The organism is Mesorhizobium sp. ISC25, assembly GCF_042295465.1.
Taxonomy (GTDB): domain Bacteria; phylum Pseudomonadota; class Alphaproteobacteria; order Rhizobiales; family Rhizobiaceae; genus Mesorhizobium.
On sequence record NZ_CP135441.1, the window covers coordinates 3,621,122 to 3,642,766 of the forward strand.

Annotated in this window: 21 protein-coding genes and 1 other RNA gene; 6 read left to right on the forward strand and 16 right to left on the reverse strand. The window is 62.8% G+C overall.

All coding sequences use genetic code 11. The features are described 5' to 3' along the window. Window positions 1-81: 81 nt before the first annotated feature. The 5 genes from recR to ffs all read right to left on the reverse strand — a co-directional run bounded on the left by recR (window position 82) and on the right by ffs (window position 4,819). On the reverse strand, window positions 82-687 hold the full coding sequence (recR, locus tag RQ479_RS18010) for a recombination mediator RecR (RefSeq protein ID WP_376702056.1): 606 nt from the start codon (window positions 685-687) through the stop codon (window positions 82-84). A 388-nt stretch (window positions 688-1,075) separates the two neighbouring features. Then, window positions 1,076-2,014 (reverse strand): cell wall hydrolase, encoded by a 939-nt coding sequence (locus RQ479_RS18015; protein ID WP_376702057.1) that lies wholly within the window; start codon window positions 2,012-2,014, stop codon window positions 1,076-1,078. Between the two features lie 422 nt (window positions 2,015-2,436). Continuing rightward, entirely contained in the window at window positions 2,437-2,760 is a 324-nt protein-coding gene (locus tag RQ479_RS18020) for a YbaB/EbfC family nucleoid-associated protein (protein ID WP_023719593.1), read from the reverse strand. A gap of 31 nt (window positions 2,761-2,791) precedes the next feature. Further along, a complete protein-coding gene (locus tag RQ479_RS18025; RefSeq protein ID WP_376702058.1) occupies window positions 2,792-4,618 on the reverse strand; it encodes a DNA polymerase III subunit gamma/tau in 1,827 nt (608 codons plus the stop codon). A gap of 104 nt (window positions 4,619-4,722) precedes the next feature. Beyond that, window positions 4,723-4,819, reverse strand: an RNA gene (gene ffs / locus RQ479_RS18030) — signal recognition particle sRNA small type. Between the two features lie 361 nt (window positions 4,820-5,180). Here ffs and RQ479_RS18035 point away from each other — a divergent pair. From RQ479_RS18035 to RQ479_RS18045, 3 genes are read left to right on the forward strand one after another with little or no spacing between them, the layout of a single operon-like run. Continuing rightward, window positions 5,181-5,600, forward strand: a complete 420-nt coding sequence (locus tag RQ479_RS18035) for an HIT family protein (protein WP_376702059.1) — start codon at window positions 5,181-5,183, stop codon at window positions 5,598-5,600. Window positions 5,601-5,638: 38 nt separating this feature from the next. Then, window positions 5,639-6,580 (forward strand): NAD(+) diphosphatase, encoded by a 942-nt coding sequence (nudC, locus tag RQ479_RS18040; RefSeq protein WP_376702060.1) that lies wholly within the window; start codon window positions 5,639-5,641, stop codon window positions 6,578-6,580. A gap of 26 nt (window positions 6,581-6,606) precedes the next feature. Beyond that, the gene (locus RQ479_RS18045; RefSeq protein WP_376702061.1) at window positions 6,607-6,909 is read left to right on the forward strand and encodes a Dabb family protein; all 303 of its coding nucleotides are present in this window, start codon (window positions 6,607-6,609) and stop codon (window positions 6,907-6,909) included. Between the two features lie 22 nt (window positions 6,910-6,931). Here RQ479_RS18045 and RQ479_RS18050 read toward each other — a convergent pair whose 3' ends face one another. The 9 genes from RQ479_RS18050 to RQ479_RS18090 form a co-directional block, all read right to left on the reverse strand. Beyond that, window positions 6,932-7,873: a glyoxylate/hydroxypyruvate reductase A gene (locus RQ479_RS18050; protein WP_352899560.1), complete on the reverse strand. Its 942-nt coding sequence runs from the start codon at window positions 7,871-7,873 to the stop codon at window positions 6,932-6,934. A 96-nt stretch (window positions 7,874-7,969) separates the two neighbouring features. Beyond that, on the reverse strand, window positions 7,970-9,598 hold the full coding sequence (locus RQ479_RS18055) for an ABC transporter ATP-binding protein (RefSeq protein WP_376702062.1): 1,629 nt from the start codon (window positions 9,596-9,598) through the stop codon (window positions 7,970-7,972). Continuing rightward, the gene (locus RQ479_RS18060; protein ID WP_376702063.1) at window positions 9,595-10,095 is read right to left on the reverse strand and encodes a type II toxin-antitoxin system VapC family toxin; all 501 of its coding nucleotides are present in this window, start codon (window positions 10,093-10,095) and stop codon (window positions 9,595-9,597) included. The genes RQ479_RS18055 and RQ479_RS18060 overlap by 4 nt, the downstream gene beginning before the upstream one ends. Next, window positions 10,095-10,328 (reverse strand): hypothetical protein, encoded by a 234-nt coding sequence (locus tag RQ479_RS18065; protein WP_353020336.1) that lies wholly within the window; start codon window positions 10,326-10,328, stop codon window positions 10,095-10,097. The genes RQ479_RS18060 and RQ479_RS18065 overlap by 1 nt, the downstream gene beginning before the upstream one ends. Before the next feature lie 120 nt (window positions 10,329-10,448). Then, window positions 10,449-11,588, reverse strand: a complete 1,140-nt coding sequence (locus RQ479_RS18070) for an ABC transporter permease (RefSeq protein ID WP_376702064.1) — start codon at window positions 11,586-11,588, stop codon at window positions 10,449-10,451. Then, a complete protein-coding gene (locus RQ479_RS18075) occupies window positions 11,588-12,682 on the reverse strand; it encodes a microcin C ABC transporter permease YejB (protein WP_376702065.1) in 1,095 nt (364 codons plus the stop codon). Before RQ479_RS18075 ends, RQ479_RS18070 begins: the two co-directional genes overlap by 1 nt. Window positions 12,683-12,712: 30 nt before the next feature. Continuing rightward, window positions 12,713-14,581, reverse strand: coding sequence for an extracellular solute-binding protein (locus tag RQ479_RS18080; protein WP_376702066.1), 1,869 nt, complete (start codon window positions 14,579-14,581; stop codon window positions 12,713-12,715). Further along, window positions 14,581-16,467, reverse strand: a complete 1,887-nt coding sequence (locus RQ479_RS18085; protein ID WP_376702067.1) for an extracellular solute-binding protein — start codon at window positions 16,465-16,467, stop codon at window positions 14,581-14,583. Before RQ479_RS18085 ends, RQ479_RS18080 begins: the two co-directional genes overlap by 1 nt. A 173-nt stretch (window positions 16,468-16,640) precedes the next feature. Further along, window positions 16,641-17,294 carry a c-type cytochrome gene (locus RQ479_RS18090; protein WP_376702068.1) on the reverse strand — a complete coding sequence of 218 codons (654 nt, stop codon included), beginning with the start codon at window positions 17,292-17,294 and terminating at the stop codon, window positions 16,641-16,643. A gap of 192 nt (window positions 17,295-17,486) precedes the next feature. On the opposite strand from RQ479_RS18090, the gene RQ479_RS18095 reads away from it, so the two are divergent. Both RQ479_RS18095 and RQ479_RS18100 read left to right on the forward strand, forming a co-directional pair. Further along, window positions 17,487-18,215, forward strand: coding sequence for a 3-deoxy-manno-octulosonate cytidylyltransferase (locus tag RQ479_RS18095; RefSeq protein WP_376702069.1), 729 nt, complete (start codon window positions 17,487-17,489; stop codon window positions 18,213-18,215). A 33-nt stretch (window positions 18,216-18,248) separates the two neighbouring features. Continuing rightward, window positions 18,249-19,112 carry a prephenate dehydratase gene (locus RQ479_RS18100; RefSeq protein WP_376702070.1) on the forward strand — a complete coding sequence of 288 codons (864 nt, stop codon included), beginning with the start codon at window positions 18,249-18,251 and terminating at the stop codon, window positions 19,110-19,112. A gap of 7 nt (window positions 19,113-19,119) precedes the next feature. Here RQ479_RS18100 and RQ479_RS18105 read toward each other — a convergent pair whose 3' ends face one another. Then, the gene (locus RQ479_RS18105) at window positions 19,120-19,476 is read right to left on the reverse strand and encodes a hypothetical protein (RefSeq protein WP_376702071.1); all 357 of its coding nucleotides are present in this window, start codon (window positions 19,474-19,476) and stop codon (window positions 19,120-19,122) included. 54 nt (window positions 19,477-19,530) lie between these two features. Continuing rightward, on the reverse strand, window positions 19,531-20,475 hold the full coding sequence (locus RQ479_RS18110; RefSeq protein WP_376702072.1) for a methyltransferase domain-containing protein: 945 nt from the start codon (window positions 20,473-20,475) through the stop codon (window positions 19,531-19,533). Between the two features lie 108 nt (window positions 20,476-20,583). Here RQ479_RS18110 and RQ479_RS18115 point away from each other — a divergent pair, with 108 nt between their 5' ends. Continuing rightward, window positions 20,584-21,594 carry a ligase-associated DNA damage response exonuclease gene (locus RQ479_RS18115; RefSeq protein ID WP_376702073.1) on the forward strand — a complete coding sequence of 337 codons (1,011 nt, stop codon included), beginning with the start codon at window positions 20,584-20,586 and terminating at the stop codon, window positions 21,592-21,594. Window positions 21,595-21,645 lie beyond the last annotated feature (51 nt).

Genomic DNA, 21,645 nt, shown 5'->3' on the forward strand with positions numbered 1-21,645 from the left:
CAGGACAGAGGGGGGTGTGACAGAGTGCCCGCCTTAAAGAATGCGTAGCAGCCATGATCTGCACCCTCCCTGCAACGCGCCTCAAAACACCGTCCGCGAGCGCAGTGCGGCGGCCAGCGTGCCTTCGTCGAGATAATCGAGTTCGCCACCGACCGGAACACCGTGCGCCAGCCGCGTCACCTTGATGTCGAAGCCGGAAAGCTGGTCGGTGAGGTAGTGCGCGGTGGTCTGGCCCTCGACCGTGGCGTTGACGGCGAGGATCACTTCCTTGACCTCGCCGCCGGCGACGCGATCGACCAGCGAACGGATGTTGAGCTCATCGGGGCCAATGCCGTCGAGCGGCGACAGCGTACCGCCGAGCACATGATAACGCACGTTCATTGCGGTCGCCCGCTCCAGCGCCCAAAGGTCGGCCACGTCCTCGACAACGATGAGCGTAGTGGGGTCGCGGCGCGGGTCGGTGCAGATTATGCATGGATCTGAGGTATCGACATTGCCGCAGGTCGAGCAGATGCGCACCTTGTCGACCGCCTCGCCCATGGCGGCGGCAAGCGGCGCCAGCAGCTGCTCCTTCTTCTTGATGAGGTGGAGCGCGGCGCGGCGTGCCGAACGCGGACCGAGCCCCGGCACCTTGGCCAGCAGCTGGATCAGGCGTTCGATCTCGGGACCGGCGATTCGCTTCGACATCGCACCGGTTTAGACCATGATCCCGAAAAGTGGAAACCGGTTTTCGGAAAAGATCATGGTCAAACAAGACGATAGAGCCCCATTCCGATCTATCGGAAGGGATCAGGCTCTAGGATTTTTCAACGGGTTTTGGAACACTGCTGAGGCGCGCGCTGTTCAGCGCGCAAAGAGCCAATTGCCCGGCTTTGCGCCGCCCCTCATTGCCCTGCCGGGCATTTCTCCCCGTATAATGACGGGGAGAAAGGGCTGACCGCAACCTCGGCACCTTTTTTGCGGCGCCGGAAATTGGCGAAATCCTTGGCAACAGCGTCCTTCTCCCCGTCACTATACGGGGAGAAGATGGCGGCAGCCAGATGAGGGGCGCCCGCGCCCTCAACGATCGACCGCCTCAGTTTTCTTCCAGCGGCCGGGTCTGGCCGGCGATCATCGCGCCGATGGCGTCGGTGTTCTCGGGCGTCGCCTCGAACGACATTGTCGGCTCCGCCGGCGCGGCCTGGAAGGAGGTGACAGGGCGGGCGCTCACGGTCCCGCCAAAACGGGCCGCATCCGGTTCCTGCATTGGTTCTTGCAGCGCCACAAGCATCGGCTTCTCCGCCGTCGCCCTCTCCGAGGTCGCCATTCCGGCAGTCACCCTGGTCTGCTTTGCCGGCAGCGATGCAGCGGCGGTCACATAGGTTGCCTTGGCGAATGTCGGCTTGGCCTCGCGTGCCGGCTCCGCCGAGGCGACAAGTATGGCCTGAGCGGCAGGCGCTTGCGGCTTGGCCTGGGCAACGGCAACCACGGGCTCGTCCGGCAGTGGCTGCCAGTTGCGGCCGCGCTTTTCATAAAAGGCATTGCCGCCGGCGACCATGGTGTAGTGCATGTTCTTGTAGGGGAAGCGCAGGCCGGCGGTGTGGAAATACATTGTGTTCTTCAGCTTGGCTTTGCGCTCGCCCTTGAGCACCGCCGCGGCGGCTTCCTCGACATCGGGCATCGCCTTCGAATTCATCGGCCGTGTCATGACGCCCGGCGCGAACTGCCCGCGCTCGCCAACCACTTCGCAGATGGTGTTGCCGTGCTTGCCGGACCGCAGCCGGTTCATCACCACCGTGCCGACCGCAATCATGCCGTCACGGCTCGAGCGGTTGGATTCGAAGAACATCGCCCGTTCCAGGCACTCCTTCTCCTTGGGCGTGGAATTGTAGGAGCGCGAGCTCAGGAAACCCGGCGTAATGGCATCGGTCAGGCTGGACATGCCGTGCGAGGCGGTCTGACTGCAAGCGGCCAAAAACAGCGGCGAGACAACGACGCCGAGCCGCAACGGCGTCTTCCATCGGGTAGAGATCAAACAGGCGTCCCCTCATTCTGCTGCCAGCCCGCCCCTGGTTGCGGCAAGAATGAGACACTTTCGGGCAAAAAGATGGCTAAAGCGTTATTAAGTGTGGGGAGTTGCCCAATAGACACAGTTGGCGGGCGAAGAGCGTTGGATCGCTGCCCTCTTCGGTCAGGTGCCGGCATGGTTCCAAGGATTCATGCCGTGACCTTGGGGCGCCGCAATCTCCGCAGGAGGGCTTGCCCAAGCCCGGAGAGATTGGTTCAGTCGACGCGGTAAACTGTAAACACAGCTCGAGGTGTGTTGATATTCAGGTCAGGCCGAGCCGAAAATGGTGGCTTCGGAGAACCGGAGCGGAGCGTACTTTTCGTACGTGAGCACCGGAAGTGCAGGAAGCCGCCGTTTGCAGGCCGGCATCACCTGAATATCAACACACCTTAGAACGGCAGCTTCATTCCCGGCGGGATCGGCAGTCCTGCGGTCAGCGCCTTGGTCTTTTCCTGCATGGTCTGCTCGACCTTGGTCCTGGCGTCGTTGTGGGCAGCGAGGAGCAGATCCTCGAGAATCTCGACCTCGTCCTCCTTGAACAGCGACGGGTCGATCTTCAGCGACTTCATCTCGAATTTGCCGGTCAGCGTCACGCTGACCAGGCCGCCGCCGGCCTGCCCGGTGGCTTCCAGCGTGGCGATCTCATCCTGCATGGCCTGGAACTTGGCCTGCATTTCCTTTGCCTTGCCCATCAGGCCGAGAAGATCTTTCATCGCACGGTCCTTTGCAGTTGGTGCTGGTTGTTCAGGTTTCGTCGTCGTCAGCCGGCGGCTCGACCGGCATTTCGGCCTCGGCCGCATCGGCTTCTGGCGCGTCGGGAATGCGCACGTCGATGATCTTGGCGCCGGGAAAGCGCGCCAGGATGGCGGCGACCGTCGGGTCGCTCTTGGCATCGAGGAAGGCGTTTTCGCGCTTTGTCGATTCCATCTCTGCCAAGGTCTGGCCGCCCTCTTCCTTCGACAGCGACACCAGCCAGTTGCGGCCGGTCCAGGCGCGCAGCTTGGCGGTCAAATCATTGAGCAGCATCTTCGGCGCATCGTCGGTCAGGCTGACATCGATACGGCCGGGCTCGATGCGCACCAGGCGCACACAACGTTTCACCAGCACCTTGAAGGCCATGTCGCGCTGGGCGTCGGCAAGGGCGACAATGTCGGCCAGCGATTTCACCGGCACCGGCGGCGCCTCGACCACCGGCTCCGGCGGAGCAACGAAGTTCGTCGGCACCGGCTCGGCCTCGACCAGGCGCATCGTCTGCGCGCCGCCATTGGCCGTCGGCATCCGCGTCTGCGCCACGGCGCCGGCACCACCGCTTGCAGGCGCATGGTTTGCTGGGCCGGGGCTTGCCGGCGTGCCATTCACGCGCGGCGCGGCGCCCGGCAGGGAAGCACCGTTCTCCAGCGATTTCAGCGCCTCGTCTAGCGTCGGCAGGTCAGCGGCATGGGCCAGCCGGATCAGCACCATCTCGGCGGCGCTGACCGGGCGGTTGGAGGTCTGCACCTCGGGAATGCCTTTCAAGAGCATCTGCCATGTCCGCGACAGCACCTTGACCGACAGTGTGCTGGCGAAATCGGCGCCGCGCCGGCGCTCGTCCTCGGACAGCGAGGCGTCGTCGACGGCAGCCGGCACGAAACGCAGACGGGTGACCAGATGGCTGAATTCGGCAAGGTCGGTCAGCACCGCGGCAGGATCGGCGCCGGTATCGTACTGGGCACGGAATTCGGCAAGTGCCGCGGCGACGTCGCCCTTCATGATGTGTTCGAACAGGTCGACGATGCGGGCACGGTCGGCGAGGCCGAGCATGGCCCGCACCGCTTCGGCGCTGACCGCGCCGCCGCCATGGGCGATCGCCTGGTCGAGGATCGACTGCGCATCGCGCATCGAGCCTTCGGCCGCGCGCGCGATCATCGCCAGCGCATCGTCTTCGACTTCGATGCCCTCCAGACCGGCTATCCTGGCAAGGTCGGCCTTGATCATTGCCGCATCGATGCGCCTGAGGTCGAAACGCTGGCAGCGCGACAGGACGGTGATCGGCACCTTGCGGATTTCGGTGGTGGCGAAGATGAACTTGACGTGCGGCGGCGGCTCTTCCAGCGTCTTCAGCAGGCCGTTGAAGGCCTGGTTTGAAAGCATGTGCACTTCGTCGATGATGTAGACCTTGTAGCGCGCCGACACCGGGGCGTAGCGCACACGCTCGATGATGTCCCTGATATCGTCGATGCCGGTATGCGAGGCGGCGTCCATCTCGATGACGTCGACATGGCGGCCTTCCATGATCGCCTGGCAATGCTCGCCGAGCAAGGTAAGGTCGACAGAAGGCTGGTCGACCGTCGATGTTTTGTAGTTCAGGGCCCGCGCGAGGATGCGCGCGGTCGTCGTCTTGCCGACGCCGCGCACGCCGGTCAGCATCCAGGCCTGGGCGATGCGGCCGGTGGCAAAGGCATTGGTCAACGTGCGGACCATCGGCTCCTGGCCGATCAGCTCGGAGAAATTCGACGGTCGGTATTTGCGCGCCAGCACGCGATAGGCGGCAGGCTTGTCCAATTTCCCGGCCTCGTTTCCGGCTTCGCTCATTCGCCCGTTAAGCTCCAAGGGCTGCCACTGGAGGCGGCCGATTCCTGCGCATAGTTTCGCCCGCACGGCTTGGCGCCGTCAATGTCGGGGCAAAAGGCGAAGAGGCGGGAGGCTGGAACAATGACCCGTTCCGGGCTCGTTAGGGCTGCTTCCTTCCGGACCTGACCCGGTTGGCGAGTGGACCGTCCACCACCAACCTCCCAGCCTCCATATCGGCAATCCGGCGATGAAATGCAAGTGCGGATGATAGGGGTCTTGAGCGACGGCGACAGCTGAAACCAAAAACCCGCCTTGGCGGGCGGGTCGTTGGGGCGAATAATCACCATAACGAGATTAGTAGCATAGCTGCCGGCACAAAGCAAGAACAAAATGTGGCCGTGATCAAAATTGTCGACCTCGGCGGGGCAGCGCCAACCTGATGCAATTTTTGCCCGGGCCCTCACTTTTTCGCGCACAATCAGCGCCACGACGGCCAATGTTGCTTGCTGCCCCTTGCGGCCCTTCGGAAGCCGCTCTAGCGTCGATGGAGTTCAAAAAACGTCAAAAAGTGAGGGAAACGCCGATGCTGCCGGGCCTCAAGGCCGGATTCACGCTTGACGCCCAGCTGGAAGCCGACAGCGAACAGCTGATGTGGCTCGGCCTATGCGAATTGCGCGTCATGAACGACCGCCGCTGGCCATGGCTGCTGCTGGTGCCGCAGCGGCCGGGCATCGAGGAAATCCACGATATGACGCCGCTCGATCAGGCGATGCTGACCTTCGAGACCAACATGGTGGCGCTGGCGCTGAAGCGGGTGACCGGCTGCACCAAGATCAACACCGGCGCACTCGGCAACATCGTGCGCCAGTTGCATATACACGTCATTGCGCGCTCGGAAGGCGATCCCGGCTGGCCCGGCCCGGTGTGGGGGCACGGCCTGCGCGAGCCCTACCAGCGCTCCGACCTTCGCAAGTTTGCGGAAAAGATCAAGGCAGGGCTATAAGCCTCTCCCGTGTCCACCTTGAACCTTCCCGAGTCTGCATGAGCTTTCGCCTGTTTGACGCGCCCTTGCGCGAGCCGAGCCAGTTCGTCGGCTTCGCCGGCAACATTATCGACCGGCAGTCCGAAAACCGCGCCGACGATTCCGTCGAAAAGGCGCTCACTGATCCCTCGGCGCGGCTTTTGCTGATGCGTGGCGGCCGGCTCTATTTGAAGCTTGCGCAAGACGCATTCGACCCCTGGTTCGGCGTGGCCGAATGCCGGCCGCTCGAAGCATCGCTCGAAAACGGCGTCCTGCTCGGTTTTTCCGAAAGCGGCCCGGTGCTGGCGGTGCCGGCCGGAGTCGAGCCCGAGCAGCTTCCCGAGACGATCAAGGCGATCGACTATCGCTCGGTCTATATGCAGGGGCTGATCGACGAAGCGGCGGCCGGCGCGCTGGCGCAAGGGGCGGCGCTGCTCGCCTGGCATGCCAGCCATCGCTTCTGTAGCAAATGCGGCACCGAAGCCGAGATGCGGGCGGGCGGTTACAAGCGGCATTGCCCGGCCTGCGGCACAGAGCACTTTCCGCGCACCGACCCGGTGGCGATCATGCTGACGGCAACGCCCGAAAAATGCCTGCTCGGCCGCGGCCGGCATTTCGGGCCCGGCATGTATTCGGCGCTCGCCGGTTTCATTGAGCCGGGCGAGACGATCGAGGCGGCGGTACGCCGCGAAACGCTGGAGGAAGCCGGCATCCGGCTCGGCCGCGTGGTCTACCACGCCAGCCAGCCCTGGCCGTTCCCCTATTCGCTGATGATCGGCTGCTTCGGCGAACCGCTCAACGACGATATCCAGCCCGACCTCAACGAGCTGGAAGATTGCCGCTGGTTCTTTCGCGACGAGGTGCTCTCGATGCTGGCCCGCGAGCATCCGGGCGGCCTGGTGACGCCGCCAAAGGGGGCGATCGCCTATAACCTGATCCGCGCCTGGGCCGACAGCGCATAGCAGGATCGACATCGCAGGAGCAGAAAATGATCCGTCACACCGTCGTGTTCACGCTGAAACACCCGCCGCATTCGCTCGAGGAAAAAAGGTTCCTCGCCGACGCCAAGAGGATCCTCACGCCGATAAGGGGCGTCACGCATTTCGAGCAGTTGCGGCAGGTCAGCCCCAAGAACGACTACCGCTTTGGCTTCTCGATGGAGTTCGCCGATCAGCGGGCCTACTCCGGCTATAACGACCATCCCGACCACGTCGCCTTCGTCCGCGACCGCTGGATCCCGGAGGTCGCGGCGTTTATGGAGATCGACTACGTCCCGCTCGGCTGGGGCTGAGACCGGAAAGCGGTGCTCAAAATCAATACCCCGCGTCGCGGTCCACCACATTTTCCAGCGCTTCGCCGCGCTCGAAAGCATCCATCTGGCGCAGCATGATCGGCGCCAGGTGGACCGGATCGGAGGTTGCCGCCGCGTGCGGCGTCACGAACACTTTCGGGTGGCTCCATAGCGGGCTGGTCTTCGGCAGCGGCTCGACCTCGAACACGTCGAGGCTGGCTTCCTTTAGCGTGCCGTCGTCCAGTGCGCGCAAAATGTCGGCGTCCTTCTGCAGCCTGCCGCGGCCGGCATTGATCAGCACCGAGCCGCCGAGGCCGTTGCGCTTGCGCAGCTCCTTCAGCACGCCGTGGTTGATGATGCCGTGCGTCTGTGGCGTCAGCGGCAGCAGCACCACCAGGATGTCGGTGGCGTTTAGGAACGGGATCAGGCCGGCCTCGCCCGCGTAAGTCGAGACACCTTGCATCGGCCGGTCGCTGCGCGACCAGCCATTGACCGGAAAGCCGAGCGACAACAGCACCGATGCCGCCGCGCGGCCAAGCGTGCCGAGCCCCATAATGCCGACCGAGATGTCGCCGGCCGGCCGCTGCTGCGGCTCGTGCCAGATCTTCTTCTGCTGCTGGGCGCGGTAGAGCATGCCCTGGCGATGGTGGTCGAGCACCCGCCAGACGACGTATTCGGTCATGTACTGGGTAAGGTTATCGGCCACCACCTTGACGACCGGTACATCGGGCAAGGTGGGATCGGCGAAGATGTGGTCGACGCCGGCGCCAATCGAGAAGATGGCGCGCAGATTGGGCAGCGACGACAAGAGGTTCGGCCGCTGTTTCCACACCACCGCATAGGTGATCGAGGGATCGCCGGCACCATTCGGCTCGAGCACCACTTCGCGCTCCGCCGACAGCAGTTCGCGCCAGCGCAGCGGATGAATACCGGTGAGGGCAAGCAGGATGCGGCCTTTTTCCATTGCGGATTGTTTATCCCTTTTTACCAACAGCGTTCGCGTCCCAACGTGCAAGGGCGCGGCAGCGTTTTGATTTTGTGCATGATCTCTGGCGAAAATCTACTCGCTGACGATGCCGACCGGCGCCGTTTCGATCTTGAAGGCGGCCGAGATCAACGCCTTTGTATAGTCGGTCCGCGGGTTGCCAAAAATCTGTTCGGAAGGGCCGGCCTCGACGATCCTGCCATTGCGCATGACGATGACTTCGTTGGCGAGCGCGCGGATGACCCTCAGATCGTGGCTGATGAAGAGGTAGGCGAGGTCGTGCTTGGCCTGCAGGCTGCGCAAGAGGTCGACGACCTGCGCCTGCACGCTCATGTCGAGCGCCGAGGTCGGCTCGTCCAGCATGACGAAGCGCGGGTTGAGCACCATGGCGCGCGCGATTGCGACGCGCTGGCGCTGGCCGCCGGAGAATTCGTGCGGATAGCGGTTGCGCGTCTCCGGATCGAGGCCGACTTCCTTCAGCACGTCGACGACACGCTCGTCGCGCGCATCGGGGGACAGTTTCGGCTCGTGGATCTTCAACCCTTCCTCGATGATCTCGGCGACCGACATGCGCGGGCTGAGCGAGCCGAACGGATCCTGGAAGACGATCTGCAGCTCGCGCCGCAGCGGCCGCATTTCATTGAAGGACATCTGATCGATGCCGCGTCCGTTGAACTGGATGGCCCCGGTCGACGAGATCATCCTGGCCAGCGCCAGGCCGAGCGTCGTCTTGCCTGAGCCGGATTCGCCGACGACGCCGAGCGTCTGACCGGCCCGCACGGTGACGTCGATGCCGTCGACCGCCTTCACATTGTCGACGGTGCGCCGGAAGAAGCCCTTCTTGATCGGGAACCAGACCTTGACGTCCTTGCCGACCATCACCGGCTTGGCCGCTTGGTTGGCCGCCGGCGGCTTGCCCTTCGGCTCGGCGGCAAGCAGATGCCGCGTATAGGCGTGCTGCGGATTGGCGAATATCTCCTTGGTCGGGCCGGTCTCGACGATCTTGCCCTTGGTCATCACGCAGACCCGGTCGGCGATCTTCCTGACGATGCCGAGATCGTGGGTGATGAACAGCATCGACATGTTCTTGCGGCTTTTCAGGCCGGCGAGCAGTTCGAGGATCTGCGCCTGGACGGTGACGTCGAGCGCCGTCGTCGGCTCGTCGGCGATCAAGAGTTCAGGCTCGTTGGCCAGCGCCATGGCGATCATGACGCGCTGGCGCTGGCCACCGGAAAGCTGGTGCGGATAGGCGTCGAGCCGTTTCTCCGGCTCGCGGATGCCGACCTCGTGCAGAAGTTCCAGCGTGCGCGCCTTGGCTTTGCGGTCCCCCAGGCCCTGGTGCAGCTTTAGCACCTCGACGATCTGCTGCTCGATCGTATGCAGCGGGTTGAGCGACGTCATCGGTTCCTGGAAGATCATGGTGATCTTGTTGCCACGCACCCGGCGCAGGTCCTTCTCGTCGGCGGCAAGCAGGTCGGCGCCGAGGAACAGGATCTTTCCCGACGGGTGGCTGGCGGTCGGATAGGGCAGCAACTTCAGCACCGACAGCGCGGTGACCGACTTGCCGGAGCCGGACTCGCCGACCAGCGCGACCGTCTCGCCCTTGGCGAGGTCGAAGGAGATATGGTCGACGGCGATCGACTGGTCGCCGCCTTGCGTGAAGGCGACGCTGAGGTCTTGTACGGAAAGGAGAGAGGCGGTCATGGCTCAATTTCCGCGACAACCCTGTCCAAGGCGGAAATTTCCGGTCGTATGATCGAAATTTTGGCTGCCATTTGAGGGGGGACGAGACGATTTGGTGCGATAGAATAGGTCTCTTTCAATCTCGTATCCGCGGTCAGAAATTGTGTGCAGCCGAAGTGCATCGCTGTGGAAAGATGGATCGCGTCCGGTAATCTCAAGGAAAGGAATTCCGAACGCAACTGTGCTGCGTGCCAGAGAACCTCGCGAGTTATCGCCCCAATTGAGATGAAGGCATTGCCGATTGAAATATTGTCGTAGAGTTCGATCAGTCGATCATTGTTCTTTCTCAAGGGATCGACCATCAACTCTGCGAGCACGATCTCACTCGTCGCCAGGAAAAGTTGCTTTCTGCCGTCATTCAGTGAAATGAGCTGAAGCAGTTTTTTTGCAAGCGCATCGTTGTTTTCAAAGGCATAGATGAAAATGTTGGTGTCGACATAAAGCCGGACTGCAGCCATCAATCCTCCCACTCATCGCGGAGGGCACGAACACGCGCGACAGCCTCGTCGAGGCTTGTTCCCGGCGCGTTGGCCTGAGCATTCCGCATGAGTTCAAGCAATTGTTCGCGGCCAAGAGGCCTGTTGGCTTCCTCTTCCACTGTCACTTTGACCGAGGCGCTCGGAGCTATGCCTCTTCGCAGTTCATCCGGGAGCTTCGATGCCGGGTAGTGTTCAAGGATGACCCTATTCATAACCCTTTCCTTCCCCAACGTGCCGATTGACGGACTGAACAGACGCCAACACCGTCATGGATCCGGGTTCAATCGATATCTGCCAGAATATAACATGCCGAATGCCAGCCCGCATCGCTCTCATCTGAACGTCTTGCGCGGATCGAAGGCGTCGCGCGTTGCCTCGCCGACGAAGACCAGCAGCGACAGCATCAGCGAGATGACGACGAAGCCGGAAATGCCGAGCCAGGGGGCATTGAGGTTGCGCTGCGCCTGCTTCAACAGCTCGCCGAGCGAGGCGGCGCCGGGCGGCAGGCCGAAGCCGAGATAGTCGAGCGAGGTCAGCGTCGAGATCGAGCCGCTGAGCAGGAAGGGCAGGAAGGTCAGCGTCGCCACCATGGCGTTGGGCAGCAGATGCCGGAACATGATGGTGACGTTGGACACGCCGAGCGCGCGCGCCGCATTGACATATTCGAAGTTACGGGCGCGCAGGAACTCGGCCCGCACCACGCCGACCAGTGCCACCCAGGAAAACAGCAGCATCAGCCCGAGCAGGATGAAGAAGCCGGGCGGCAGGATGGCAGCGACGATCAGGAGCAGATACAGCACCGGTATTGCCGACCATATCTCGATGAAGCGCTGGAACAGAAGGTCAGTCCAGCCGCCGAAATAGCCCTGCAGAGCGCCGGCCGCCACGCCGATTAGCGCCGAGCCGGCGGTCAGGATCAGGCCGAACAGCACCGAGACCCTGAACCCGTAGATGACGCGCGCCAGCACGTCGCGGGCCTGGTCGTCGGTGCCGAGCCAGTTCCAGTTGCCGACGATGCAATTGGGGTCCGCCTCGCCTTTCGGATACTGGTTGCAGCGCGTTTTCTTGTCGTAGAGCCAGGACGGCTTGGTCGGTGCTGCCTCTGGAATGGCGTTGTTGACGGTCTGGTAGGAGTAGCGCACCGGCGGCCAGATCATCCAGCCATTGGCATTGATCTCGTCCTGGATGACCGGGTCGCGGTAGTCGGTGACCGCATAGAAGCCGCCGAACTTCTCCTCGGGATAGGCGACCAGGACGGGAAACAGGATCTCGCCCTTGTAGGAGGCGATGATCGGCTTGTCGTTGGCGACCAGTTCCGAACCCAGCGACAGCACGAACAGGAACAGGAAGATCCACAACGACCAGTAGCCGCGCCGGTTGGACTTGAAGTTCTGGAGGCGCCGCTGGTTGAGCGGCGACAGAAAGGGCCGCGCGATCCGTGCCGGCGCCGTTTCGGCTGTGGCCTGCGCCATCAGACGTCTCTCCGCTCAAAATCGATGCGCGGGTCGACCCAGGTATAGATCAGGTCGGACAAAAGCCCGACGAACAGGCCAAGCAGCGAGAAGATGTAGAGATTGGCGAAGACCACCGGATAGTCGCGCTGCACCACCGAGTTGAAGCCGAGCAGGCCGAGCCCATCGAGCGAAAAGATGTTCTCGATCAGCAGCGAACCGGTGAAGAAGGCCGAGATGAAGGCGCCGGGAAAACCGGCGATGACGATCAGCATGGCGTTGCGGAAGACGTGACCGTAGAGCACCCGCCGTTCCGACAGGCCCTTGGCGCGGGCGGTGACGACATATTGCTTGCGGATTTCCTCGAGGAAGGAATTCTTGGTCAAAAGCGTCGTCGTGGCGAAGGCCGACAGCACCAGCGCCGTCAGCGGCAAGGTCATGTGCCAGAAATAGTCGACGATGCGCTGCGGCCAGGACAGCTGGTCCCAATTGTCCGAGGTGATTCCGCGCAACGGAAACCAGTCCCAGAACGAGCCGCCGGCAAACAGCACCATCAGCAATATGCCGAACAGGAAGCCCGGAATGGCGTAACCGACGATGACGACGCCACTGGTCCAGACATCGAAAGTGGAGCCATCCTTGACCGCCTTGCGGATGCCGAGCGGGATCGAGATCAGGTAGGACAAAAGCGTGATCCACAGCCCGATCGAGATCGACACCGGCATCTTTTCCAGGATCAGGTCAAGCACCGATATGTCGCGGAAATAGCTGTCGCCGAAATCGAAGCGGAGATAGTTCCACAACATCATGCCGAAGCGCTCGAGCGGCGGCTTGTCGAAGCCGAACTGCTTCTCAAGCTTCTTGATGAATTCCGGGTCGAGCCCTTGGGCGCCGCGGTATTTCGAGCCGACGTCACCGGCGACATCGAAATTGGCGCCGCCGGCATCACCACCGCCGCCGCCGAGGCGATCGCTGCCGCCCTGGTTGGTCAGTCTGGCGATGACCTGCTCGACCGGCCCGCCCGGGGCGAACTGGATGACGGCAAAGGACACCGCCATGATGCCGAACAGCGTCGGGATCATCAACAGGATGCGGCGCAGTATGTAGGCGCCCATCAGGCTCCCTGCCTCGCTTGTTGGAAAATGTCAGGCTTTGCCAATCTTTGTCGCCTTGTCTTTGTCGAACCACCACAACGTCTCGACCGGAAAGCCGTAATCCGGCTTCTGAGCGGGAAAGCCGAACATGTCCCAATAGGCCGCTCGGTGATTCGCCAGGAACCAACTAGGAATCCAATCGCGGCGCGCGCGCAAGGCCCGGTCGAGTGCCCGCATCGCCACGGTCAGGCCTTCGCGATCCTTTGCGGCGCCGACGGCATCGATCAGCACGTCGATGGCCGGGCTCGCAATGCCCGGCAGATTTCGCGACCCCGACACGGTCGCGGTGCGCGAGTGGAAGAAGATTTCGAGATCGTCGCGGGTGGGCGTGGCGTTGAAGTTGAAGGCAGCTGTGATCAGGTCGAAATCGAATGTCGCCTGCCGCAGCTGATATTGCGCCGAATCGACCAGGCGGATGGTGGCGTCGATGCCGACCGCCTTCATGTTGGCGACCCAGGGCGAGAACACCTGCACGAAGACATCGTCGTCGACCAGGAATTCGGCCGAAAGCCGCTCGCCCTTTCCATTGACGGCGAAATCGCCGGTCCGCTTCCAGCCGGCCTCGTTGAGCAGCTTCGCCGCCGCCCCAAGCTTTTTGCGGTCGCGGCCGGAGCCGTCGGAGGCAGGCTGCGTCACCGCTTCGCCGAAGGCTTCGGCCGGCAGTTGGTCGCGCAGCGGCTCCAGCAAGGCGAGTTCCGCCGGCGACGGCAGGCCTTCGGCGCGAAATTCCGATTTCTCGAAGCACGATTGCGAGCGCTCATAGGAGCCGTAGAAGAAATTGCGCCGCGTCCACTCGAAATCGAAGCACAGCCCGATTGCCTGCCGCACCCGTGCGTCGCGAAAATGTTCGCGCCGCTGGTTAACGGCGGTAGCCTGCATGGAGGGCAGTTTTTCCGTCGGGAATTCGTGCTTGACCACCTTGCCGGCGGTGAATGCCGGAAAATCGTAGGCCGTCGCCCACACGCGTGAGGTGAATTCCTCCCGGTAGACGATCTCGCCCTTCTTGAAGGCCTCGAAGCCTGCCGTTCGGTCCTGGTAGAACTCAACGCGGAGGCGCTCGAAATTGTTCTGGCCGCGATTGACCGGAAGGTCGCGGCCCCAATAGTCGGCGACCCGCTCATATTCGATCCATGCCCCGGCCGAAGAGCGCCCGACCTTGTAGGTGCCGGAGCCGAGCGGCGGGTTCAGTTGTGAGGAATCGAACGGGTTAGCCGTATAGAATGCCTTCGACAGGATCGGGAACTGGACGACGTTGAGGATGGTGCGGGCGGACTGCTTGCCGGAAAAGCTTAGCCGCAGCGTGTGCCTATCCAGGGCGACCGCGTCCTGCAGATGCATCAAGGTCACCGACAGATCGGGATGACCCTTTTCTTTGTAGAGCTTGAAAGTGAAAGCAGCGTCCTCGGCAGTCACCGGAGCGCCGTCGTGAAAGCGCGCTTGCGGGCGCATCGAAAACTCGAAGCTGTTGCGGTCCTGCGAAATCGTAACGCCGTCGGCGAGCTGGCCATAGACGGCGTCCGGCTCGTCCAACGCCCTGACCATCAGCGCGTCGAAGCACATTTCCATTCGCGGCGGCGCATCCCCCTTCGGCGTGAAGGAGTTCAGCGTGTTGAAGGTCAGCGGGTTCTGGTTGTAGCCCCAATTGGGTGGGGAGAAATTGAAGGTACCGCCGGTTGGAGCGTCCGGATTGACATAGTCGAAATGCTTGAAATCCGCAGGATATTTCAGGTCGCCGAAAGCCGATAGGCCGTGCAGTTTCACGCCGGTCGGGATCGCGGCGAAAGCCCGGCCGGGCAGCAGCGCCGCGGCCGCGGCGGCACCGCCCAGGGCGAGGAAGTCGCGGCGGGGCAGCGCCGCCATCAATTGCCACTCTTGTATTTGGCCGCCAGCGCCTTTTCCTTGACCGGATCGATCCACCAAGAGGATATATCGACGCCTTGGTAGCTTGGCTGTTTTGCTGGTATGCCGAACTTGTTCCAGTAAGCGATCCGAACTTTCCCCAGGTGCCACTGTGGGATCATGTAGTAGTTCCAGAGCAACACCCGATCCAGCGCATGGGTGGCCGCTATAAGATCATCCCGATCGGTGGCGAAGATCACTCGGTCGATAAGCGCGTCGACGACCGGGTTCTTGATCCCCGCCAAATTGCGTGATCCGGAGGTGTCGGCTGCAGTGGAACTGAAAAAATCCCGCTGTTCGTTGCCCGGCGAGTTGGATTGCTGGAAGCCCGCCAGCGCCAGCATATCGAAGTCGAAGGCGCGGGTCCGGTTTGTGTACTGGCTGTCGTCAACGATACGCAGCGTGGCGTCGATGCCGAGACGTTTGAGATTGTCGATCAAAGGCGAGGCGACGCGTTCGTCAACCGGATCGTTGCCCAGAAACTCTATCCTGAACGGGTCGCCGGTCTTCTCATTGACCAGCCTGCCGCCTCGATTGACCCATCCCGCTTGCTTCAAAAGCTCATAGGCTTTCCGAAGATTTTCACGCCCTGACTGAGGCGTATTGTAGACCGGCAGCTTGAACTCCTGGGTGAATAGTTCGGGCGGCAGCTTGTCGCGATATTGTTGCAGGATTTCCAATTCCTTCCCCTGCGGCAAGCCGCTTGACGCCAAATCACCACCTTCGAAGTAACTGTCCGTGCGCGTATAGGCGTCGAAAAAGATGGTGCGGTTCATGCTCTCGAAATCATAGGCGTAGGTCAGAGCCTGCCGCACGCGCACGTCCTGAAAAAGCGGCCGGCGCGTATTCATGACGTAGGCCTGCATTGGTTCTGGGGACGTCGTAGGATATTCCGCTTTTGTGACGTCCCCCGCCTTGATGGCCGGAAAAGTATACTCGACGGCCCATCGCTGGGCACGTGACTCAAAGCGAATATCCTGAAATCCGCCCTTGGTGAAGGCCTGCCAGGAGGCATTGTCGTCGAGAAAATAGCTGAAACGCTGCCTGTCGAAATTCTCACGGCCGATCTTCACCGGCAGCTTGGCCGCCCAGTAGTCGGGCACGCGCTGCCAGACGATTTCCGAACCCGGCTTGAAGCTGGCGATCTTGTAGGCGGCCGAGCCGAGCGGCGGCTCCTGCGTCGACCTGGTGATGTCGCGCTTCTTGCCTTTGGCGTCGGTGCCTTCCCACCAGTGCTTGGGCAATACGACGAGGTCTCCGAGGATCTTCGGCAGCTCCCGGTTGCCCTTCTGGCTGAAATGGAACTCGACCTCGCGATCGGAAATCGCGACGGCGTCGGTGACATTTTCGAAATAGCGGCTGTATTGCGGACTGTTGGCCTTCAGCACCTTGAACGACCAGATCACATCGTCCGTGGTGATCGGCTGGCCGTCATGCCATTTCGCCCGCGGATCGAGCCGATAGGTCGCCGAGGAATAGTCGGCCGGATATTTATAGGCATCGGCGATCAGCGGATGGCTGGTGCTGCCCTCGTCGGTCGCCTGCTCCATCAGCGTGTCGTAGAGTAGACCGCCGCCAAAAGGGGCGAAGCCAGCGGCGGCAGAACCCTGGACGATGTAGGGATTGAAGCTGTCAAACGTGCCGGGCACCACCGAATTCAGCGTGCCGCCCTTTGGTGCATCCGGATTGACGTAATCGTAGTGCTGGAAGTTGTCGCCATATTTGGATTCGCCGATCAGCGACGAGGTCGTGCGCCATTCGTCCGCTAAGGCCGCCTGCAGGCCGCCGGCAAAAGCAGCCAGCATCAGCACCGATTTCAGAAGCGTCCGCGTTCGGCCAACCGTCATGCGTTCTCCTCTTCGCGATATAGCGCCGTCACCATAGCGTCTGGGCGCAATCTAGATCATTTGGCGGCGCTGAAAACCGCAGCCGAGCGGCTTTGTCGTCGCATATGCACATTTCCTAACGAAAAAGCCGGGCTGAACCCGGCTTTTTCAAGGATTATGTCATTACGTTTTTGTCATTTTGCGGGTGCGGCCGGAGCGGCTGGCGCCGCGCCTTCTGCCGGCTTGGCAGGGGCTGCACCTTCGGCCGGCTTGGCGGGCGCGTTTTCGGCCGAGGCGCCGGGCGCCGGCAGCGGCTTCGGATTGTCCGACAGCGTGCGCAGATAGGCGATGACGTTGGCGCGGTCCTCATCTTTCGGCAGGCCGGCGAAGCCCATCGCCGTGCCCTTCACGAACTTCTTCGGCGAGGTGATGAAGTGGTTGAGATTGTCGTAGGTCCACTTCTCGCTGCCGCCCTTGGAGAACTCCTTCATGCCGGCCGAATAGGCAAAGCCCTCATGCTCGGCGACCGGACGGTCGATAATGTCCCACAGATCGGGGCCGACCTTGTTGGGGCCGCCCTTTTCGCCGGAATGGCAGGCCTGGCATTTCTTGAAGATGGCGGCGCCTGCTTCGGCGTTGGCGGTGGCCAGCAGCTCGGCAATCGGCTTGGCTTCCGCGGCGGGAGCGGCCGGGCCGCCTTCGGCGGGCTCGGTCGCCTCGATGGCGAAGCCGGGCTTTTCGGGCGCCGGCGAGGCAAACAGCGCGTCGGACACGATGCCAACGGAAAAGACGATGAACACCGTGCCGAGGAAAGCGGCGAGCAGCTTGTTGACTTCGGTGGAATCCATACGCCCCAGGCTCCCTTTTCCGGCGGACCGATCCGTCCACTCCGTCCGTCGGTATCGTGAACCACCCTGCGGGGCGGTCAAATCGCGCGGAAACTAGGTCTTTTGCTCCGGCGTTGCAACACCTATAAGGGCGCTGCCAGTGAGACCTTTTGCCACTTTCGTCCTCCTCTTTTTCGAGCCCCTGCCCGCCTCATGTCCACCCTCATCCTGATCCCGGCCCGCATGGCCTCGACGCGCCTGCCGGGCAAGCCGCTGGCCGACATTGCCGGCACTCCGATGATCGTCCACGTCGCCCGCCGCGCCGCCGAGGCGGGGCTCGGCCGGGTGGTCGTCGCCACCGATACGCAGGGCGTTGCGGAGGCGGTGCGCGCGCATGATTTCGAGGCGGTGATGACGCGGTCGGACCACGAAACCGGTTCCGACCGCATCTTCGAAGCGCTGACCATTCTCGACCCTGGCAAGACGGTCGAGACCATCGTCAATGTGCAGGGCGATCTGCCGACCATCGACCCCCGTGTTATCGGCGCCGCGCTGAAGCCTTTCGATAACGCAGCGGTCGACATCGCCACGCTCTGCGTCGAGATCGTCCGCGACGAGGAAAAGACCAATCCGAACGTCGTCAAGCTGGTCGGCTCGCCACTCTCGGCGACACGGCTCAGGGCGCTCTATTTCACCCGCGCCACCGCACCCTGGGGCGCAGGCCCGCTCTACCATCATATCGGCCTCTACGCCTATCGCCGAGCCGCACTCGAGCGCTTCGTTGCGCTGAAGCCGTCGCCGCTGGAGCGCCGCGAGCGGCTGGAGCAGTTGCGGGCACTGGAGGCCGGTATGCGCATCGATGCGGAGATCGTGCAATCGGTGCCGCTTGGCGTCGATACGCCGGACGATCTCGAACGCGCCAGGGCGCTCCTTTCCAACTAAGAAATTCTTCCCCCAATCCCCGAGACTCCGCGCATGCCTGAAAAGACCAACAAAATATCCTTCCAGGGCGAGCCGGGCGCCAATTCCGACACCGCCTGCCGCAACATGTTCCCGTCGATGGAGCCGTTGCCGTGCCCGACCTTCGAGGACGCCTTCAACGCGGTCGAGACCGGCAAGGCCGATCTGGCCATGATCCCGATCGAGAACACCATTGCCGGCCGCGTCGCCGACATCCATCACCTCTTGCCGGAATCGAAGCTGCACATCGTCGGCGAATACTTTCTGCCGATCCACTTCCAGCTCATGGTGCTGCCCGGCGTCAGCCGCGACGAGATTAGGACCGTGCACAGCCACATCCACGCGCTCGGCCAATGCCGCAAATACATCCGCAAGAACGGCTGGAAGGCGACGGTTGCCGGCGACACCGCGGGCGCCGCCAAGATGGTCGCCGCGATGAAGGACCGCACCATGGCCGCGCTGGCGCCGGAGCTGGCCTCGACCCTCTACGGGCTCGACATCATCGAGGAGAATGTCGAGGACACCGACAGCAACGTCACCCGCTTCGTCGTGCTGACCAAGAACAAGCAATGGGCCGAACGCCCCTCCGCCGACGCCAGGATGATGACGACCTTCATCTTCCGCGTCCGCAACGTGCCGGCGGCGCTCTACAAGGCGATGGGCGGGTTCGCCACCAACGGCATCAACATGACCAAGCTGGAAAGCTACCAACTCGGTGCGTTTACGGCGACGCTGTTCTACGCCGACATAGAGGGCCATCCCGACGATCCGCTGGTGAAGCTGGCACTCGACGAGTTGCGCTTTTTCTCGCGCGAAATGCGCATCCTCGGCGTCTACCCCGCCAGCGCCTCGCGCGAGCAATGGAAGGTGGCGGATTAGGACCCGGTCAGGTCAGGCCGAGCTTGCTCTGCTTGGCCGGCTTGCCGCATTCGCGGCGGCTGATCGACCGGTTCATGGCGTCGATCTTGCCGCTTGCCTGGTCGGCGTCACGCCTGGCTTTTGAGCGCATGTCCGGCGTGAACGGGCCAAAGCCCGTCGCCGGGTTGGAGAAGGACGGCTTGGCGTCCACCGGCAAATGATATTGCTGTGCCAGGCCGTTTCGTTGCGCCAGCAATTGATCGCAAGGCACCTTGTCATATAGCAGCGAGGACTGGACGTTTTCGTCCTGCCGTTCGGACATCGAATTGCCGACGCAGCCGGCCATCGCCAGGCAAGACGCCAAGACCATCATGTTCCAGCGCATGAACGTGCTCCTTGTCTTTCGCAGCTGCCGCGCTCCTGCGCAGCGGCAGGAGTCTTAGCCAGATTTTACGCTGCCGGAAAGCAAGCTTGCCACTACGGCCAGCCCTTCGACCGGTTCGCGGCGATCCTGCCGAATAATCGTTGCCTGCAGCGACAGGACCGAAAAGCCGTCGGCGTCGAGAACCCGCTCTACATAGCTTTGCGAATGCGCGTAGCGGCGGGACGGCTGCAAGGCGAAATCGCCGCTGCCAGACGAGTCGCCGCCGGCGAGCGTCTCGACGGAGAACGCAAACAGACCACCGCCGGCAAGCATTCCGGCAATCTTGTTCACCACCTTGTCGAGTGCGCCAACATAGATGAACACATCGGCCGCCGTAACCAGATCGGCTTTCGGGCCAGAATAGCAAAACTCCTGCAGGTCCGCCTTGACGAGCAGATCGTAGACGCCTTTGGCGCGCGCCTGCCTCAGCATGCCGGCCGAGATGTCGTAACCCTGCAGCCGATCCGCTATCGGCCGCAGCTTCTGGCCCATGAGGCCGGTGCCGCAGCCGAGATCGAGCACCAGCGAAAACCGGCCCGGCCGTGCTGCCCGGATGGCGCGGTCGAGGCATTCGGGCAGACGATAGCCGAGCCTGTCGACCAGCTCAGCCTCGAAGCTCCCGGCATAGTGGTCGTAGAGCGTCTCGACAAAGGCGCTGGGCGGCGCCTGGGCCGCCGCTGCCCTGCCGATCAATTGCAGCTTGAGCACCGCGCCGAGCCTGTCCGCCGGGTCGAGCCGCAGTGCCGTCGTCCAGGCCTGCGCGGCGAGATCGGGCGCGCCCGCTGCTTCCTGCATCTCGCCGAGGCGGAACCAGCCGGCCGCCCAGTGCGGCGCCAGTTCGAGCGCGCCGAGCAGCAATTCCGCCGCTGCCGCATGATCGCCGGCTGCATAGAGCATTTCGGCATAGTCGGCGCGGCGGTCGGCGGTCAAATCGCCGGACGAGGTCTGGAGCGGTTTCATGGCGATCGGGTTCCGCCGGGTGTTTGCAGCCGGCTTGCGCTCTATGCTGGAGTCAGCAGTGACTTACAACAGGCTTCCCGCGCCGGAATTAGCGGCTATCTTGGGGCCATGCGCGCCAGCGACCTGCTTCATCCCCGGCCGGAAGGACTGTATTGCCCGCCCGGCGATTTCTTCATCGACCCGGTGCGGCCGGTCAGCCGGGCGCTGATCACACATGGCCATTCCGACCATGCCCGCTCCGGCCACCGCTCGGTGATGGCGACGCAGCAGACGCTCGACATTATGGCGCTGCGCTACGGCGAAGGTTTTGCCGGAACGACGCAGGCCGCCGTGCTCGGCGAGACGATTGCGCTTGGCGGTGTCACCGTCAGCTTTCACCCGGCCGGCCATGTGCTGGGCTCGGCGCAGATCAAGGTCGCGCATCAGGGCACATGCATCGTCGCGTCCGGCGACTATAAACGCCAGAAAGATGCGACCTGCGAGCCGTTCGAGCCGCTCAAATGCGATGTCTTCATCACCGAGGCGACGTTCGGCCTGCCGGTGTTCCGGCATCCGCCCGATAGCGAAGAGATCGCGCGGCTGCTGAAATCGACCGAGCAGTTTCCCGAGCGCACGCATCTGGTCGGCGCCTATGCACTCGGCAAGGCGCAGCGCGTCATGCGCCTGCTGCGCGATGCCAGCTACGAAAAGCCGATCTACATCCATGGTGCTCTGGCCAAGCTCAGCGAGTATTACCAGAGCCAGAACATCGATCTCGGCACATTGGAACCGGCGACCGTCGAGACCGGCGCGAAAAGCGACTTTGCCGGTGCCATCGTCGTCGGCCCGCCATCCGCCTTCGCCGATCGCTGGGCGCGGCGTTTTCCCGATCCGATGTCGTGCTTCGCCTCGGGTTGGATGCGCATCCGCCAGCGCGCGAAGCAGGGTGGCGTCGAGCTGCCGCTGATCATCTCCGATCACTCCGACTGGGACGAGCTGACGGCGACGATCAAGGAAACCGGTGCGGAAGAAATCTGGGTGACGCATGGCCGCGAGGAGGCGCTGGTGCGCTGGTGCGAACTCGAAGGCATCGCCGCCAGGCCGCTGCATCTTGTCGGCTATGAGGACGAGGGCGATTAATGGTGGAAATCGCCGGTATAGCGTTCTGTCGCGCCCCCCTCTGGCCTGCCG